General features: G+C 60.8%; 9 protein-coding genes, 1 tRNA gene and 1 riboswitch. Of the genes, 6 read left to right on the top strand and 4 right to left on the bottom strand.

Features of this window, described 5'->3' with window-relative positions:
• Positions 1–17: 17 nt before the first annotated feature.
• The 4 genes from PQR62_RS20665 to PQR62_RS20650 all read right to left on the bottom strand — a co-directional run bounded on the left by PQR62_RS20665 (position 18) and on the right by PQR62_RS20650 (position 5,156).
• Positions 18–1,892: a TRAP transporter large permease gene (locus PQR62_RS20665; protein ID WP_408159913.1), complete on the bottom strand. Its 1,875-nt coding sequence runs from the start codon at positions 1,890–1,892 to the stop codon at positions 18–20.
• The gene (locus tag PQR62_RS20660) at positions 1,889–2,911 is read right to left on the bottom strand and encodes a TRAP transporter substrate-binding protein (RefSeq protein ID WP_408159912.1); all 1,023 of its coding nucleotides are present in this window, start codon (positions 2,909–2,911) and stop codon (positions 1,889–1,891) included. Before PQR62_RS20660 ends, PQR62_RS20665 begins: the two co-directional genes overlap by 4 nt.
• Positions 2,912–3,060: 149 nt before the next feature.
• The gene (locus PQR62_RS20655) at positions 3,061–4,308 is read right to left on the bottom strand and encodes a ribulose-bisphosphate carboxylase large subunit family protein (RefSeq protein ID WP_408159911.1); all 1,248 of its coding nucleotides are present in this window, start codon (positions 4,306–4,308) and stop codon (positions 3,061–3,063) included.
• Positions 4,309–4,364: 56 nt separating this feature from the next.
• Positions 4,365–5,156, bottom strand: a complete 792-nt coding sequence (locus PQR62_RS20650; protein ID WP_408159910.1) for an SDR family NAD(P)-dependent oxidoreductase — start codon at positions 5,154–5,156, stop codon at positions 4,365–4,367.
• Between the two features lie 253 nt (positions 5,157–5,409).
• On the opposite strand from PQR62_RS20650, the gene PQR62_RS20645 reads away from it, so the two are divergent.
• The 6 genes from PQR62_RS20645 (at position 5,410) to PQR62_RS20620 (ending at position 11,885) form a co-directional block, all read left to right on the top strand.
• A complete protein-coding gene (locus tag PQR62_RS20645) occupies positions 5,410–6,234 on the top strand; it encodes a FadR/GntR family transcriptional regulator (protein WP_408159909.1) in 825 nt (274 codons plus the stop codon).
• A gap of 51 nt (positions 6,235–6,285) precedes the next feature.
• The gene (locus PQR62_RS20640; protein WP_408159908.1) at positions 6,286–7,677 is read left to right on the top strand and encodes a four-carbon acid sugar kinase family protein; all 1,392 of its coding nucleotides are present in this window, start codon (positions 6,286–6,288) and stop codon (positions 7,675–7,677) included.
• 103 nt (positions 7,678–7,780) lie between these two features.
• The gene (locus tag PQR62_RS20635) at positions 7,781–8,602 is read left to right on the top strand and encodes an SDR family NAD(P)-dependent oxidoreductase (protein ID WP_408159907.1); all 822 of its coding nucleotides are present in this window, start codon (positions 7,781–7,783) and stop codon (positions 8,600–8,602) included.
• A gap of 134 nt (positions 8,603–8,736) precedes the next feature.
• A tRNA-Arg gene (locus tag PQR62_RS20630) sits at positions 8,737–8,813 on the top strand.
• A 300-nt stretch (positions 8,814–9,113) separates the two neighbouring features.
• Positions 9,114–9,290: riboswitch (yybP-ykoY riboswitch) on the top strand.
• Between the two features lies 1 nt (position 9,291).
• Positions 9,292–9,855, top strand: coding sequence for a manganese efflux pump MntP (gene mntP / locus PQR62_RS20625; RefSeq protein WP_408159906.1), 564 nt, complete (start codon positions 9,292–9,294; stop codon positions 9,853–9,855).
• A gap of 488 nt (positions 9,856–10,343) precedes the next feature.
• A complete protein-coding gene (locus tag PQR62_RS20620) occupies positions 10,344–11,885 on the top strand; it encodes a methyl-accepting chemotaxis protein (RefSeq protein WP_408159905.1) in 1,542 nt (513 codons plus the stop codon).
• Positions 11,886–12,208 lie beyond the last annotated feature (323 nt).

Below are 12,208 nucleotides of genomic sequence, written 5' to 3'. Positions count from 1 at the left end.
GCATCAACCACGCCAGATCACAGGAAACCAATTGAAATCCACGGCACCATCGCGACCACCACGATGCCGATGAACAGGGCAATCATGTAGCCGATGATGGGACGTATGCCTTCGTCCGGATGGATCTTGCTGATGGCGCAGGCGCCGTAGTAGCCGACGCCGAAGGGCGGTGCGAACAGGCCCATGCCCATCGACAGGATCACGATCATGGCGTATTGCACTTCATGCACGCCGACCTGTTTGGCGATCGGGAACAGCAAGGGCCCGAACAGCACGATGGCGGGGATGCCCTCCAGCACGCTGCCGAGCACGATGAACACCGCAATCGAGACCGCGATGAACATGGCGCGGCCGCCGGGCAGAGTCGACATCATGGTCGCCAACGAGTGCGAGAAGCCGGATTGCGTCAGCGCCCAGGCCATCGCGGTGGCAGTGCCGATGATCATCAGAATCGCGCCCGACAAGGCCGCCGTTTCGATCAGGATGGGCATCAGCCGTCTGGTGTCGAAGCGGCGGTAGATCAGCAGCCCGACCACAATCGCATACGCCACGCCCAGCGTCGACACTTCGGTCGCAGTGGCGATGCCCTCCACCACTGCAAAGCGGATGAAGAACGGCAGCGCCAGCGCCGGCACGGCGGTAGCGCCGATGCGCAGAATCTGCGCCAGCGGCGTACGCTGCACGTGCGACAGATCTTCGTGACGCGAACGCGCCCACACCACCACGCACAAGGTGATCGCCAGCACCACGCCGGGCAGCATGCCGCCGGTGAACAGCGCCGAGATCGAGACGCCGGTGACCGAGCCGATGGTGATCAGGACGATGCTGGGCGGAATGGTTTCGGTCTGCGCGCCGGTGGCCGACAACAGCGCCACCAGTTCGCCCTGCTTGGCGCCGCGCTTCTTCATCTCCGGAAACAGGATAGGCGCAATGGCCGCCATGTCCGCCGTCTTCGAGCCGGAGATGCCGGACACCAGATACATGGCGCCCACCAGCACATAGGCCAGACCGCCGCGCACATGCCCCAGCATGCTGGCGAGGAAGCTGATCATGGCTTGCGCCATGCCGGTCATCTCGATCAGCAAGCCGAGGAAAATGAACAGCGGCACCGCCAGCAGAATGATCTGCGACATGCCTTCATCCATGCGGCTCAATACCACCAGCGAGGGCATGGTGGTGCTCAGGGCCAGATAGCCGAAGGTCGCCAGTCCGAAGGAAAAGGCAATCGGCATGCCGCTCAGAATCGTGGCGCCGACGATCAGCACGAAGAAGATCAGCAGATTCAGATTGCCCAGACCTTGCATGAAAGGCACCGAGGCATGGAACAGGCCGGCCACCACCGCGACGATGGCGAGGCCGGTGGCGGTCAGTTTCCAGTTGCCGAAGCTGACCAGCCGCAGCAGGCTGATGATGATCATCATCACCGTGCCGACCAGAATCGCCGCCACCCGCCAGGCATTGATGATGTCCAGCGCGGGCGTGCGGATGACCATTTCCTCTTCCACATATTCGTAGGCCGGGAAGAGGATCATCACCAGAAACGCCAGGCAGGCCGTGACCGCGACGAAATTCCACATCGGCCGCCAATGCTCGCCGGTCTTGTTGACGATGGCCGTCATGCGCATGTGCTCGCCGCGATGCAGGGCCACCACCGCGCCCAGCATCGCCAGCCACAAGAACAGAATGCTGGCCAGTTCATCCACCCAGACCAGCGGATGATGGAAGAAGTAACGCGCCACCACGCCGATGAACAGGATCAGAATCTCCACCGCCACCAGCAAGGCGGCCGGAATTTCAGCCAGCTTGCCGATGAAGTAATCGATCTTGCGCAGCGCGGGCAGCACCTGCGGCGCGGAGCCGTGCGCCGTTGCCGTTGGCTGTGAGGTGGTCATGCCAGATTGCCGGTGACTTTTTCGAGATAGCCCCAGGCTTCATCGCCAAATTTCTTTTTCCACTCGGCGTAGAACCCGGACTTGCTGAGTTTGTCGCGGAAGCCCTTGGTGTCGACTTCGTTGAAGGCCAGACCGTGTCCTTCCAGCGTCGAACGCAGCGAGGCATTGACGCGGATCACTTCCTTCTGCTGCTCCAGCGCATTGCTGTTGATGTGATGCGTCACGATCTCTTGCAGATTGGGCGGCAGGCGGCCCCATGAACGGCGATTGGCCAGACACAGAAAACCGTCCCACATGTGATTCGACAGCGCGCAGTATTTCTGCACCTCGTACAGCTTGGAGACCTCGATGATCACCAGCGGATTTTCCTGGCCGTCGACGATCTTGGTCTGTAGCGCCGAGTAGGCTTCGTTGAAGCTGATATTGGTCGGCGAAGCGCCCAGCGACTGGAACAGCGAAGTCCACAGCGCGCTCGGCGGCACCCGGATCTTGAAGTTGTCGAGATCCTGCGCGGTCTTGATCGGCTTGCTGCCCGAGGTGATCTGGCGGAAGCCGTTGTCCCAGTATTGATCGAACACTTCCAGCCCGGCCTTGCGCACCTGCGCACGGATGTATTTGCCGAGGTCGCCGTTCATCGCGGCCGAGACTTCTTCATTGCTCTTGAAGGCGAAGCCGACGCCGGTGATGGCGGCATTGGGCACCATGGCCGACAAGGCATTGACGCCCGAGATGGTGAAGAAATCCAGCGCGCCGGTGCGCAGCTGCGACAGCATGGCGGGATCGCCGCCCAGTTGTGAATTGGGGAAGACTTGCAGCTCGACCCGGCCGTTGCTGTCCTTGGCGATGCCGGCGGCGGCCTTGCGCATGTAGACCGTCTGCGGATGGCTTTCGGCGGAATTGTTGCCGGTCTTGAGCGTGAATTCCGCGGCATAGGCATTGCGGATGCCGGGACCGGCTATCGTGGTAATGGCGCCGGCGCCCGCCGCCATCAGAATCCTGCGTCGTGTGATCGAGGTCATGCTTGTCTCCTTTTATGGTTTTAGGGCGCCCACTTATGTGAGGGTCGCCATGTCGATATGTCGTTGAAACGTCGTGCCTTACTCCTTGCTGATTGATCTGGTTTTGCGCTACTTTTCCCTGCCGGTGTTCGTTGTTCGCTTGCCGCCGCTCAGGAACCGAAAGTCTCCAGCGCCTGCTTCAGCTCCGCATGCGATTGCGCCGCCGTCGCCAGCGCAATGTTGTCGCGCGCAGCGTCCCACGACTGGCGCAGTGCGCGCACGCCGGCGGCGATGCCGGCCGGATGCGCGACGATGCCGCCGCCGGCGCAATACAGAAAGTCGGGCGACTGCAGCATCTGATAGGTAGCGGGAATCTGCTTGGCCGACTGGCCGGAAGAAAACACCGGCATCACCGCGCAGCTCTTGTCGCTGAACATGGGCGTCGAGCAGGCGCGCGCCGAGGCGATCACGCTGTCATCCGGCTCCCAGAATTTGTTGGACAGGCCGTTGACGTGCATGTGATCCACGCCCGCCAGTCGCCAGATCTTCTGCCAGGCGACGTAGGACCAGCCGTTCTGCTCCGAGCGTCCCAGATAACCCCAGCCGTTGCGATGCGCGTGAATCGGCAGGCGGCAATGTTTGCGGAAGGCGTTGAAACCGGTCAGGCCGACCGAATTCAGACTCAGCATCACACAAGTGCCGCCGAGCGACTCCACCAGATCGTGACGGCGCTGCATTTCATCAAGCTCGCCGGTCAGGTTGAAGGCGAACATCACCTTCTTGCCGCTGCGCTGGGCGTGGCGTTCGATCACTTCCATCACCGCGCGCGCCCGATCTTCGAAGCTGCAGTAATAACCGTCGCCCTGCAATTCGTCATCCTTGATGAAGTCGATGCCGCCTTCGCACAACTGATCCACCAGCGCCGCAGTTTCCGCTGCACTGAGTCCGACCGAGGGCTTGATGATGGTGCCGATCAGAGGTCGCCCTTCGACGCCGGAGAGTTGGCGCGTGCCGGCCACGCCGAAGCCCGGGCCGGGATAGGCGGCCGCGAATGCATCCGGCAGATCGATGTCGAGAATCTTCAATCCGGCGACTTGTTTGAGTTCGAACAGATTGCCGGCCACGGTCGCCAGCAGATTGGTCAGCGACAGGCCGAGATTGTCGACCGGCCACGACAATTCCATTTCATACGTGCGCAGTTCGCCGGCAACTGCGCCGGGCAAGGGCGCCGGCGCCGCTTGCTGCAGTTCGCTGAAGTGCTCGACGCGCGCCGCTGAACGTTCTTTCAGTTCGGCGCTCTCGCCGGGAATGGCGATGAAGGTGCCCGAGGATTGTTCGCCGGCCATCACCTCGGCCACGCGGCGACCGTCGCCGGTCGTCTGCAGGCGATAGCGCGCCTTGATTCTTTGATTCGTCATTGCTCAGACCTCTGACTTGATTTCTGTCCCGGATGCTTGCTGCGAAGGGGGCGCACTCAGATCGCGCAGGTGATCCCGCCGTCGACCGGCAGGCAGACGCCGGTGATGTATTGGGCCTCGTCGGATGCCAGGAAAGCTGCCGCCTTGGCGATATCCCAGCCGGTGCCCATGCGTCCCATCGGGCACAGCGCGGAACGCTGCTCCACCATCTTTTCCTTGGAGACGTACTGGCCGCTGATGGCCTGATAGATATGCGGCGTGTCCATCATGCCCGGCATGATGACGTTGGCGCGCACGCCCTTCCTGGCGTATTCCAGCGCAATCGACACCGTGAACTGATTCAGCGCGGCCTTGCTGGCGTAGTAAGCGGGATAGGGATAGCCGGTATGACGGATGGCCGCAATCGAGGAGATGTTGACGATGGCGCCGCCGCCGTTTCTGACCATGATAGGCACCACTTGCTGGCAGGTGAAAAAGACGCTGCTCAGATTGATGTCCAGCGCGCGCTGCCAGGTCTTGTAATCCAGCTCTTCCAGCGTGCCCATGATGGGAGCGCCGACATTGTTGTGCAGGATGTCGATACGACCGTGCGCCTGCTCGATCTGCGCCACCACCTTGGAGATCTGCGTCTGATCGGTGACGTCGCAGGCATAACTGCTGGCCTGCCCGCCCTCGCCTTTAATCAGTTCCGCCGTTGCGGCGGCAGCCTCGGGATTGATGTCGATCGCCACTACCACGGCGCCATCGCGTGCGTACTGCACGGCGGAAGCCTTGCCGTTGCCCCAGCCTTCGCCTACCGAGCCGGCGCCGAACACTACGGCGACCTTGTTTTCCAGTCTCTTAGCCACGTCTTTGTCTCCATGTTGGTTTTTGCTTTCTTTGTGTAAGGTATAATGTATTATGTTATACAAAGATTTTCAAATGATTTCGTTCAGCGTGCCGTGAAATGAAATCGCCTCCGTCTTCGTGCCCGCGACAAGCATGGAACACACGGAAGCCGGAAGGAGAAGCACGAGCTAAAACGCTCGATTCTTCTCTGATTTGAGGTCTATCGCCTTTAAAATGCGAGATTCTTTCTACTCGGCACGACGTTCATCACTCATGGATTTATCACTACAAAACAAGCTGGCGGCGGTAAGACAGGCTGCCCGCCATGATCAGCGGCGCGCCGACATCGTCATCGAATTCGTGCGCAGCGCGGTGTCGGACGGCACCCTCAAGCCGGGCGACCGCCTGCCGACCGAGCTGGAAATCGCCGAAGCGCTGGGTGTGAGCCGCACGCCGGTGCGCGAAGCCATGCGCGTGCTGGAAACCCTGGGCGTGCTGGACATCTCGCCCGGCTCGGGCACCTACCTGAAGTCAGGCGTTGGCAACTCGCTGTCGCTCCTGTTCATGTTTCAGTCGCTGTTGCAGGATCCCTCCGCGGAGTTGCTGGCCGAGCTGCGCACGATCTTCGAGCGCGCCTGCGCCGAGATCGCCGGCGTCAAGGCCACGGATGAGGATCTGGCGGCCATGCGCGATGCCATTGCGCGCCTGGAAGCGCTGCACGCACTGCCGGAACCGGACATTGAACTGATCGTCGACGCCGACCTCGATTTCCACCGTGCGGTCTATGCCGCCACCCACAATCCGCTGATTTCCACGCTGGCCGATTACGTGCTGTCGATGCTGCGGCCATGGATACACGCCACCCAGATCAAGGAAGGCCCGGAGAAATCCATACTGCTGCATCAGGCCGAGTACGAAAGCATCACCAGATCACTGGCACAGCCGACCGATCCTTCTGAAGTCCGCAAGATTGCCGATCTCAACATGGCGCACTGGCTCAGCGTGTTGAGCCAGGTGCCGAACAGTCCGACTGCACATACCCGCCTCAATGCCAATGAGACGAATGGCGCAGCCGGCAAACCCGAGCGCGGCAAGTAGTCTGCGCGCGGATTTCTTCCGCACTCAAGCAAGACCAACACCCATACAAAAATGAAGACAAAAATAGGTTTTTACGGAGACGACTTCACCGGCGCATCGGACAACGCTGCGCAATATCACCGCCACGGTCTGCGCACGATTCTGTTCTTTGCCAGGCCGGGCGATGCAGCGCTGCGTCAGGCCGCTGAAGAATACGATGTCATCGGCGTGGCCGGCACCGCGCGTTCGGCGCGACGGGCCGACATGGCGGCCGAAGTGCTGCCGGTGCTGCACAGCCTGCGCCAGCTCCCGCTGCGCGTGGTGCAATACAAGTGCTGCTCGACGCTGGATTCCACATCCGAGACCGGCAGCCTGGGCGAAGCGGCGCGCCTGATGCGCTCGGTCTGGCCCGGCAGCTTCGTGCCGGTGCTGGGCGCAGCACCCGAGTTCGGCCGTTACACCCTGTTCGGCAATCATTTCGCCCGCGCGCGCGACGTCATTTATCGCCTGGATCGGCATCCGACCATGTCGCGCCATCCGGTCACGCCCATGCATGAAGCCGACATCAGGCGCCTGTTCGAGGAACAGGGTTTTCCCATCGAACGGCTGGTCGATCTGCCCGAGCTGGATGCGGCGCAAAGCGATCCGGCCGCGCATGCGACAACGCTGGGCGCGCAGCATGATGCCGCCGTCTACGATAGCTACAGCGTGCAGCAACTGACCACCGCCGCCGGCAGCATCTGGGAGATATCGGCCACACGCCCGGTGACCGCCGTGGCGGCGCAGGGCTTCGCTTTCGGCCTCGGCAATTATCTGAAACAACAGGCCAGCGCAAACCGTGAAAGCCGCCCGGAGCCGGCCGACACGACACAACATCTGCCTGCGGCGGATCGCATTCTGGTCGTCTCAGGTAGTTGTTCACCGCAATCGGCAGCCCAGATCGACTGGGCCGAACAGAATGGATTCCATTGCATCCGGGTCGCCCCGCATATCGCGCTGACGCCGGATGATGCGGCCCATGCAGCACAACTGGCCGCAGTGCGCGAGCAAAGCATCGTCGCGCTGAATCAGGGCCGCAGCGTACTGATCTACACCGCGCGCGATCTGGACGATCCGGCCATAGCACAAACCCGCGAGGTTCTGGATCAGCTCAAACTCGGCAACGTCGAGCTGGCCGACCGCGTCGGCAAGTTCTACGCCGACCTGATCCGCGCCGCGATTGCCGCTACCGGACTACATCGCATCGTGGTGGCCGGCGGTGACTCGTCCAGCTTCACCATGCGTCATCTGCGTGCCACCGCGCTGACGGTGCAGGCCAGCCATTTCATCCAGAACGCGCATATCTGCCGCATCCTGGCCGACGATGCACAGGTCGACGGCATCGAGGTCTTGCTGAAAGGCGGCCAGGTCGGCACCGATGATCTGTACGGCATCGTCAGAGACGGCTTTACCTTGAAAGGCTGATACCGAAAAACACAGAAGCACAGCAATACAGCGGACGCCGCCCATCACACTCATAAAAAGCGCCGCTGAGTTCACACTGATTTCCAACCGGAGGAGACTGGCAATGGCATCAACAGAAGCACCGCAGGCGCGCCTGCAGGGAAGAGTCGCAAGCATCACCGGATCGGGACAGGGCATGGGCGAAAGCATCGCCCGCGCCTTCGCCCGCAACGGCGCCGCAGTCGTCATCAGCGACGTCAATGAAGAACGCGCCCAGCGCGTGGCCGACAGCATCATCGGTAACGGCGGTCGCGCAGTTGCCTTGCGCGCCGACGTCACCGTCAGCGCCGACGCCGAGCGCATTGCGCAGGCGGGAGTCGACGCCTTCGGTCAGCTCGATATTCACGTGAATAACGCCGGCATCAGCCAGACCCGCCTGTTCATGGAAACCGAACGCGGCGATCTGGAGCGCATCCTGCAGGTCAATCTGGTGGGCGCCTTCATCTGCGCGCAGGCGGCGGTGCGCCACATGCTGCCGCGCGGCTACGGCCGCGTGATCAACATCGCTTCGCTCTCGGGCCAACGCGGCGGCGTCGGCCGCGCCGCCTACGGCAGCTCGAAAGCGGCGCTGGAATTGCTGACCAAGGTGATGTCGGTGGAGCTCGCGGCCTCCGGCATCACGGTCAACAATATTGCGCCGGGCGCCATCGCCACCGAGATGGCGGCAGCCCAGCATGACCAGGCCACGCGTGAGGCTTATCACTATCTGATTCCGCAGCGCCGCTACGGCACGCCCGATGAAGTCGCGGATGCTGCGGTGTTTCTGGCCTCGGAAGAAGCGCGCCACATCTGCGGCCATACCCTGAACGTGGATGGCGGTTATCTGACGGCAGGTCTGATGTTCAGTCTGGGCAACAGCAAGGCGCCGGCGGCGCCCAGCGTTTAGCTACTGGACGGTTCAATCAGATCAGTCCGGACCGGAAAACAGGAGCGCATTGGCGGGCGCATTGCACAGGTTTTTCGGGCCCGGCCAAAAATAATTTCCCATTCCATAAAAACCTCTATATAATCGCGCCTCTTGCGGCTGTAGCTCAGCTGGATAGAGTACTTGGCTACGAACCAAGGGGTCGTGGGTTCGATTCCTGCCAGCCGCACCAGATATAAAGGGTCCATCGCAAGATGGGCCCTTTTTTCTTTGTGCAAAGCCTTTTATTGAAGTCTTTTCAACTGCTTTTCTGCATGCACCTGCGGCATGCCGCGCGCTCAGTCCCTCACTCCCTTATTCCCGTATTAGCCCGCAACTGATAAATCCGGCCATTGATCTTGCGCGCACAGCCCTTGCAGCAACATCCGGCTGCCCGATATGACCGGCGCGCATTGTCACAGTGCCCGCCAGACCGGTGTCGGATCACGATAAAAAAGAGCTTGTATAAATCCAGGACTTTTCGGTTAGAATGCCAGCTCTCTTTGGGGAGTAGCCAGCTTCCGAGCCATTCGGAAGAGCCCGTGTCAACATTCTCGACCGTCGGTCGTGGTGCGGGTAGCCAACAGGTAGGCGAGACCATTGATATTTCCGCGCATTCGGTCAGGCGCGTGGAGATGTCATGGACTTTTTGCCTGACCAGGACCCCTTTCATGAATTTCGCCGCGCTCGTTCTCCTCGCTCTCGCCATGTCCACCGATGCTTTTGCCGCAGCCATCGGCAAGGGCGCCGCCATGCAGAAACCCCGTTTTTTCCAGGCTTTGCGCATCGGTCTGCTGTTCGGTGTGATCGAAGCCATCACCCCGCTGATCGGCTGGCTGATCGGCTCCGCCGCCTCCGAATGGGTCTCTGAATGGGATCACTGGATTGCCTTTGCCTTGCTGCTGGTGCTGGGTAGTCTGATGGTGCGCGAAGGCCTCAGCTCTGAGCAGGAAGAAGAAAAAGCCGCGCCGCAAAATCAATCGCTGCTGATGCTGGCGCTGACAGCGGTCGCCACCAGCATCGATGCCATGGCGGTCGGCGTCGGCCTCGCCTTCATTGATGTGAACATTGTTCAAGCCTCGGCGATGATCGGTATTGCCACCATGGTCATGGTCACCATCGGCGTCATGCTGGGCCGGCTGCTCGGCGGCATCATCGGCAAGCGCGCGGAAGTTCTCGGCGGCGTCGTGCTGATCGGCGTCGGCGCCACGATCCTGTATGAACATCTGGCCTGATACCTGATCACTGCTGTAAAACTGGCAAGCTGTTGCGGATAGCAGACATACGGCCCGGCATGCATTGGGGCAGATCGCAGGCCTGCGGCACGCAGTGCGTGGCAACCACATCGGCCACGCCCGCGCTCTGCCACGCCGGCTTCGCCAGACCGCAACCCGCATAGAGCCCCACGCAGAACCGATAGCGCTACATGACTCAACTTGTTCGGGGTCTCTGCGTGACTCGTCTTCGCACGTATTTACATGCACCAATCGCAAGCGTTTCTTCGCGTTGCCGTTCCGGCATACATTGCTTCTCAATATTGATATGGTTAGGGCTGACAGACGCTTCTAGAATCCCGTAGTGCGTGCGGGCAACGCCGGTGGGAGCGGATTTGCGCCAACGTGCATCAGGGGAACTCAAGGGAATGAGCTCACAGTCATGGCGCATTTCCCTTGGAACTAAACTTAGAACGCAATACAGTCGGTCTTGATAGGGAAAGCATTTCATGTTCGGAAACATAAAAATCGGCCCGCGCCTCGGGGGAGGTTTTGCGGTCGTGCTGGTTTTTTCCATGCTGGTCTCCGGCATTGGCGTCTGGCGCCTGAAGACCGTGGCCAAAGAAACCCGCGCCATGATGGATGTGCCGCTGAGTTCGGAGCGTCTGGTCTCTGAATGGAACACCTTGCTGCTGATTGCGATCCAGCGCACGACTTCTGTGGTCAAGAGCAAGGATCCGGAGTTGCAGGCATTTCTGGCCAAGGAAGCGGCCCAGTCCAGCAAGATCTCCACCGAAACGCTGACACAGGTTGAACGCCTGCTGGCCTCAGACGAAGAACGTCAGCTGTTCAAGAGCATCAATGAATATCGCAAGAAATTCCTGGAAATCAGAGATCGCATCTACAAGGCGAAGAAAGACGGCACCCCGGAAGAAATCAACCGTCTGTTCGAAACCGAGTACGTGCCGATTGCCAAATCCACCCAGGATGAAATGCGCAAGCTGCTCGACTATGAGCGCGGCAAGATCGACGCCATTTCTCGCCATGTCGAAGAGACCTCGGACAATAGTCAGAAGCTGATCCTGTTGCTGGAAGCGATCATTCTGTTGTCGGGCGTGTTCTTCGCAGTCATGCTGACGCGCAGCATCACCCGTCCGATCAATATCGCGCTCGACATCTCCAAGCAAGTCTCGTCGGGCGATCTGACCTATCGCGCTGCGCCGACCAGCAAGGATGAACTCGGCGAACTGGTCATGTCGCTGCAGCGCATGAGCGAACAGTTGCATGTGATCGTGGCCAATGTGCGCAGCGGTTCGGACAACATCGCCACCGCCTCCGGCGAGATCGCCTCCGGCAATCTGGATCTGTCCTCGCGCACAGAAGAACAGGCCGGCGCGCTGGAAGAGACTGCCGCATCGATCGAGCAGTTGACCTCCAGCGTCAGGCAGAACGCGGACAATTCCAATCAGGCCCACCAACTGGTGACGACTGCCGCGCAGGTGGTGAATGAAGGCGGCGACGTCATGTCGCAACTGACGCAAACCATGAGCACGATCAATGAATCCTCGCGCAAGATTGTCGACATCATCAGTGTGATCGACGGCATCGCGTTCCAGACCAACATCCTGGCGCTGAACGCTGCGGTGGAAGCGGCGCGCGCCGGCGAACAGGGCCGCGGCTTTGCCGTGGTGGCATCCGAAGTACGCGGACTGGCGCAACGCTCGGCCACGGCGGCCAAGGAAATCAAGGTGCTGATCAACGAATCGGTGGACAAGGTCGACTCCGGCAGCAAGCTGGTGGAACTGGCCGGCGCCACCATGGCGAAAGTGGTGGACAGCGTGCAGAGCGCCAACAGCCTGGTCAGCGAAATCAATTCCGCCAGCCAGGAGCAGGCCGAAGGCATCAAGCAAGTCAATCAGGCCATCACGCAGATGGATGGCGTGACGCAGCAAAACGCCGCGCTGGTGGAGCAAGCCGCTGCCGCAGCCCATTCGCTGGAAGATCAGGCCAAGAACCTGAAGCAACTGGTGAGCGTGTTCAAGCTGGCATAAATGTCTGTAAGGCCGGGATGAAATCATCCCGGCCGGATTTGACAGTCCTCCGCAGTTACCGATCGCCTTACTGATGTGGATCGCCTCGTCAGGCGACATCACTCCTTGCTCCCCCGCAATCCCCCGTCTCCGCAGTCCTGCGGCGTCCTGCCTCGCTGATGGCAAATCAAACCGCCGGCAGCAATCCCACACTCTGCAGCAATTGCATCGCGCCTGAACTCTCCCGCACAGGCCTAGTCTGTCCATGCACATGCGCGAATTTCAGCGTGCGCAATCCCTTCCGCCGGGGCTGAGCCGGCGCCGCTATCGAATTTCAAGGAGCG

Source organism: Herbaspirillum lusitanum (assembly GCF_046025995.1).
Taxonomy (GTDB): Bacteria; Pseudomonadota; Gammaproteobacteria; order Burkholderiales; family Burkholderiaceae_D; genus Herbaspirillum; species Herbaspirillum lusitanum_A.
The sequence above is the reverse complement of the archived record's forward strand: the minus strand, read 5'-3'. Positions and strand labels throughout refer to the sequence as shown.

Bases quoted from the DNA above. Each gene is read 5' to 3' on its own strand.
- mntP (WP_408159906.1), top strand. From the start codon at position 9,292: ATGAATTTCGCCGCGCTCGTTCTCCTCGCTCTCGCCATGTCCACCGAT.
- PQR62_RS20620 (WP_408159905.1), top strand. From the start codon at position 10,344: ATGTTCGGAAACATAAAAATCGGCCCGCGCCTCGGGGGAGGTTTTGCG.
- PQR62_RS20640 (WP_408159908.1), top strand. From the start codon at position 6,286: ATGAAGACAAAAATAGGTTTTTACGGAGACGACTTCACCGGCGCATCG.
- PQR62_RS20660 (WP_408159912.1), bottom strand. From the start codon at position 2,911: ATGACCTCGATCACACGACGCAGGATTCTGATGGCGGCGGGCGCCGGC.
- PQR62_RS20635 (WP_408159907.1), top strand. From the start codon at position 7,781: ATGGCATCAACAGAAGCACCGCAGGCGCGCCTGCAGGGAAGAGTCGCA.
- PQR62_RS20655 (WP_408159911.1), bottom strand. From the start codon at position 4,308: ATGACGAATCAAAGAATCAAGGCGCGCTATCGCCTGCAGACGACCGGC.
- PQR62_RS20645 (WP_408159909.1), top strand. From the start codon at position 5,410: ATGGATTTATCACTACAAAACAAGCTGGCGGCGGTAAGACAGGCTGCC.
- PQR62_RS20665 (WP_408159913.1), bottom strand. From the start codon at position 1,892: ATGACCACCTCACAGCCAACGGCAACGGCGCACGGCTCCGCGCCGCAG.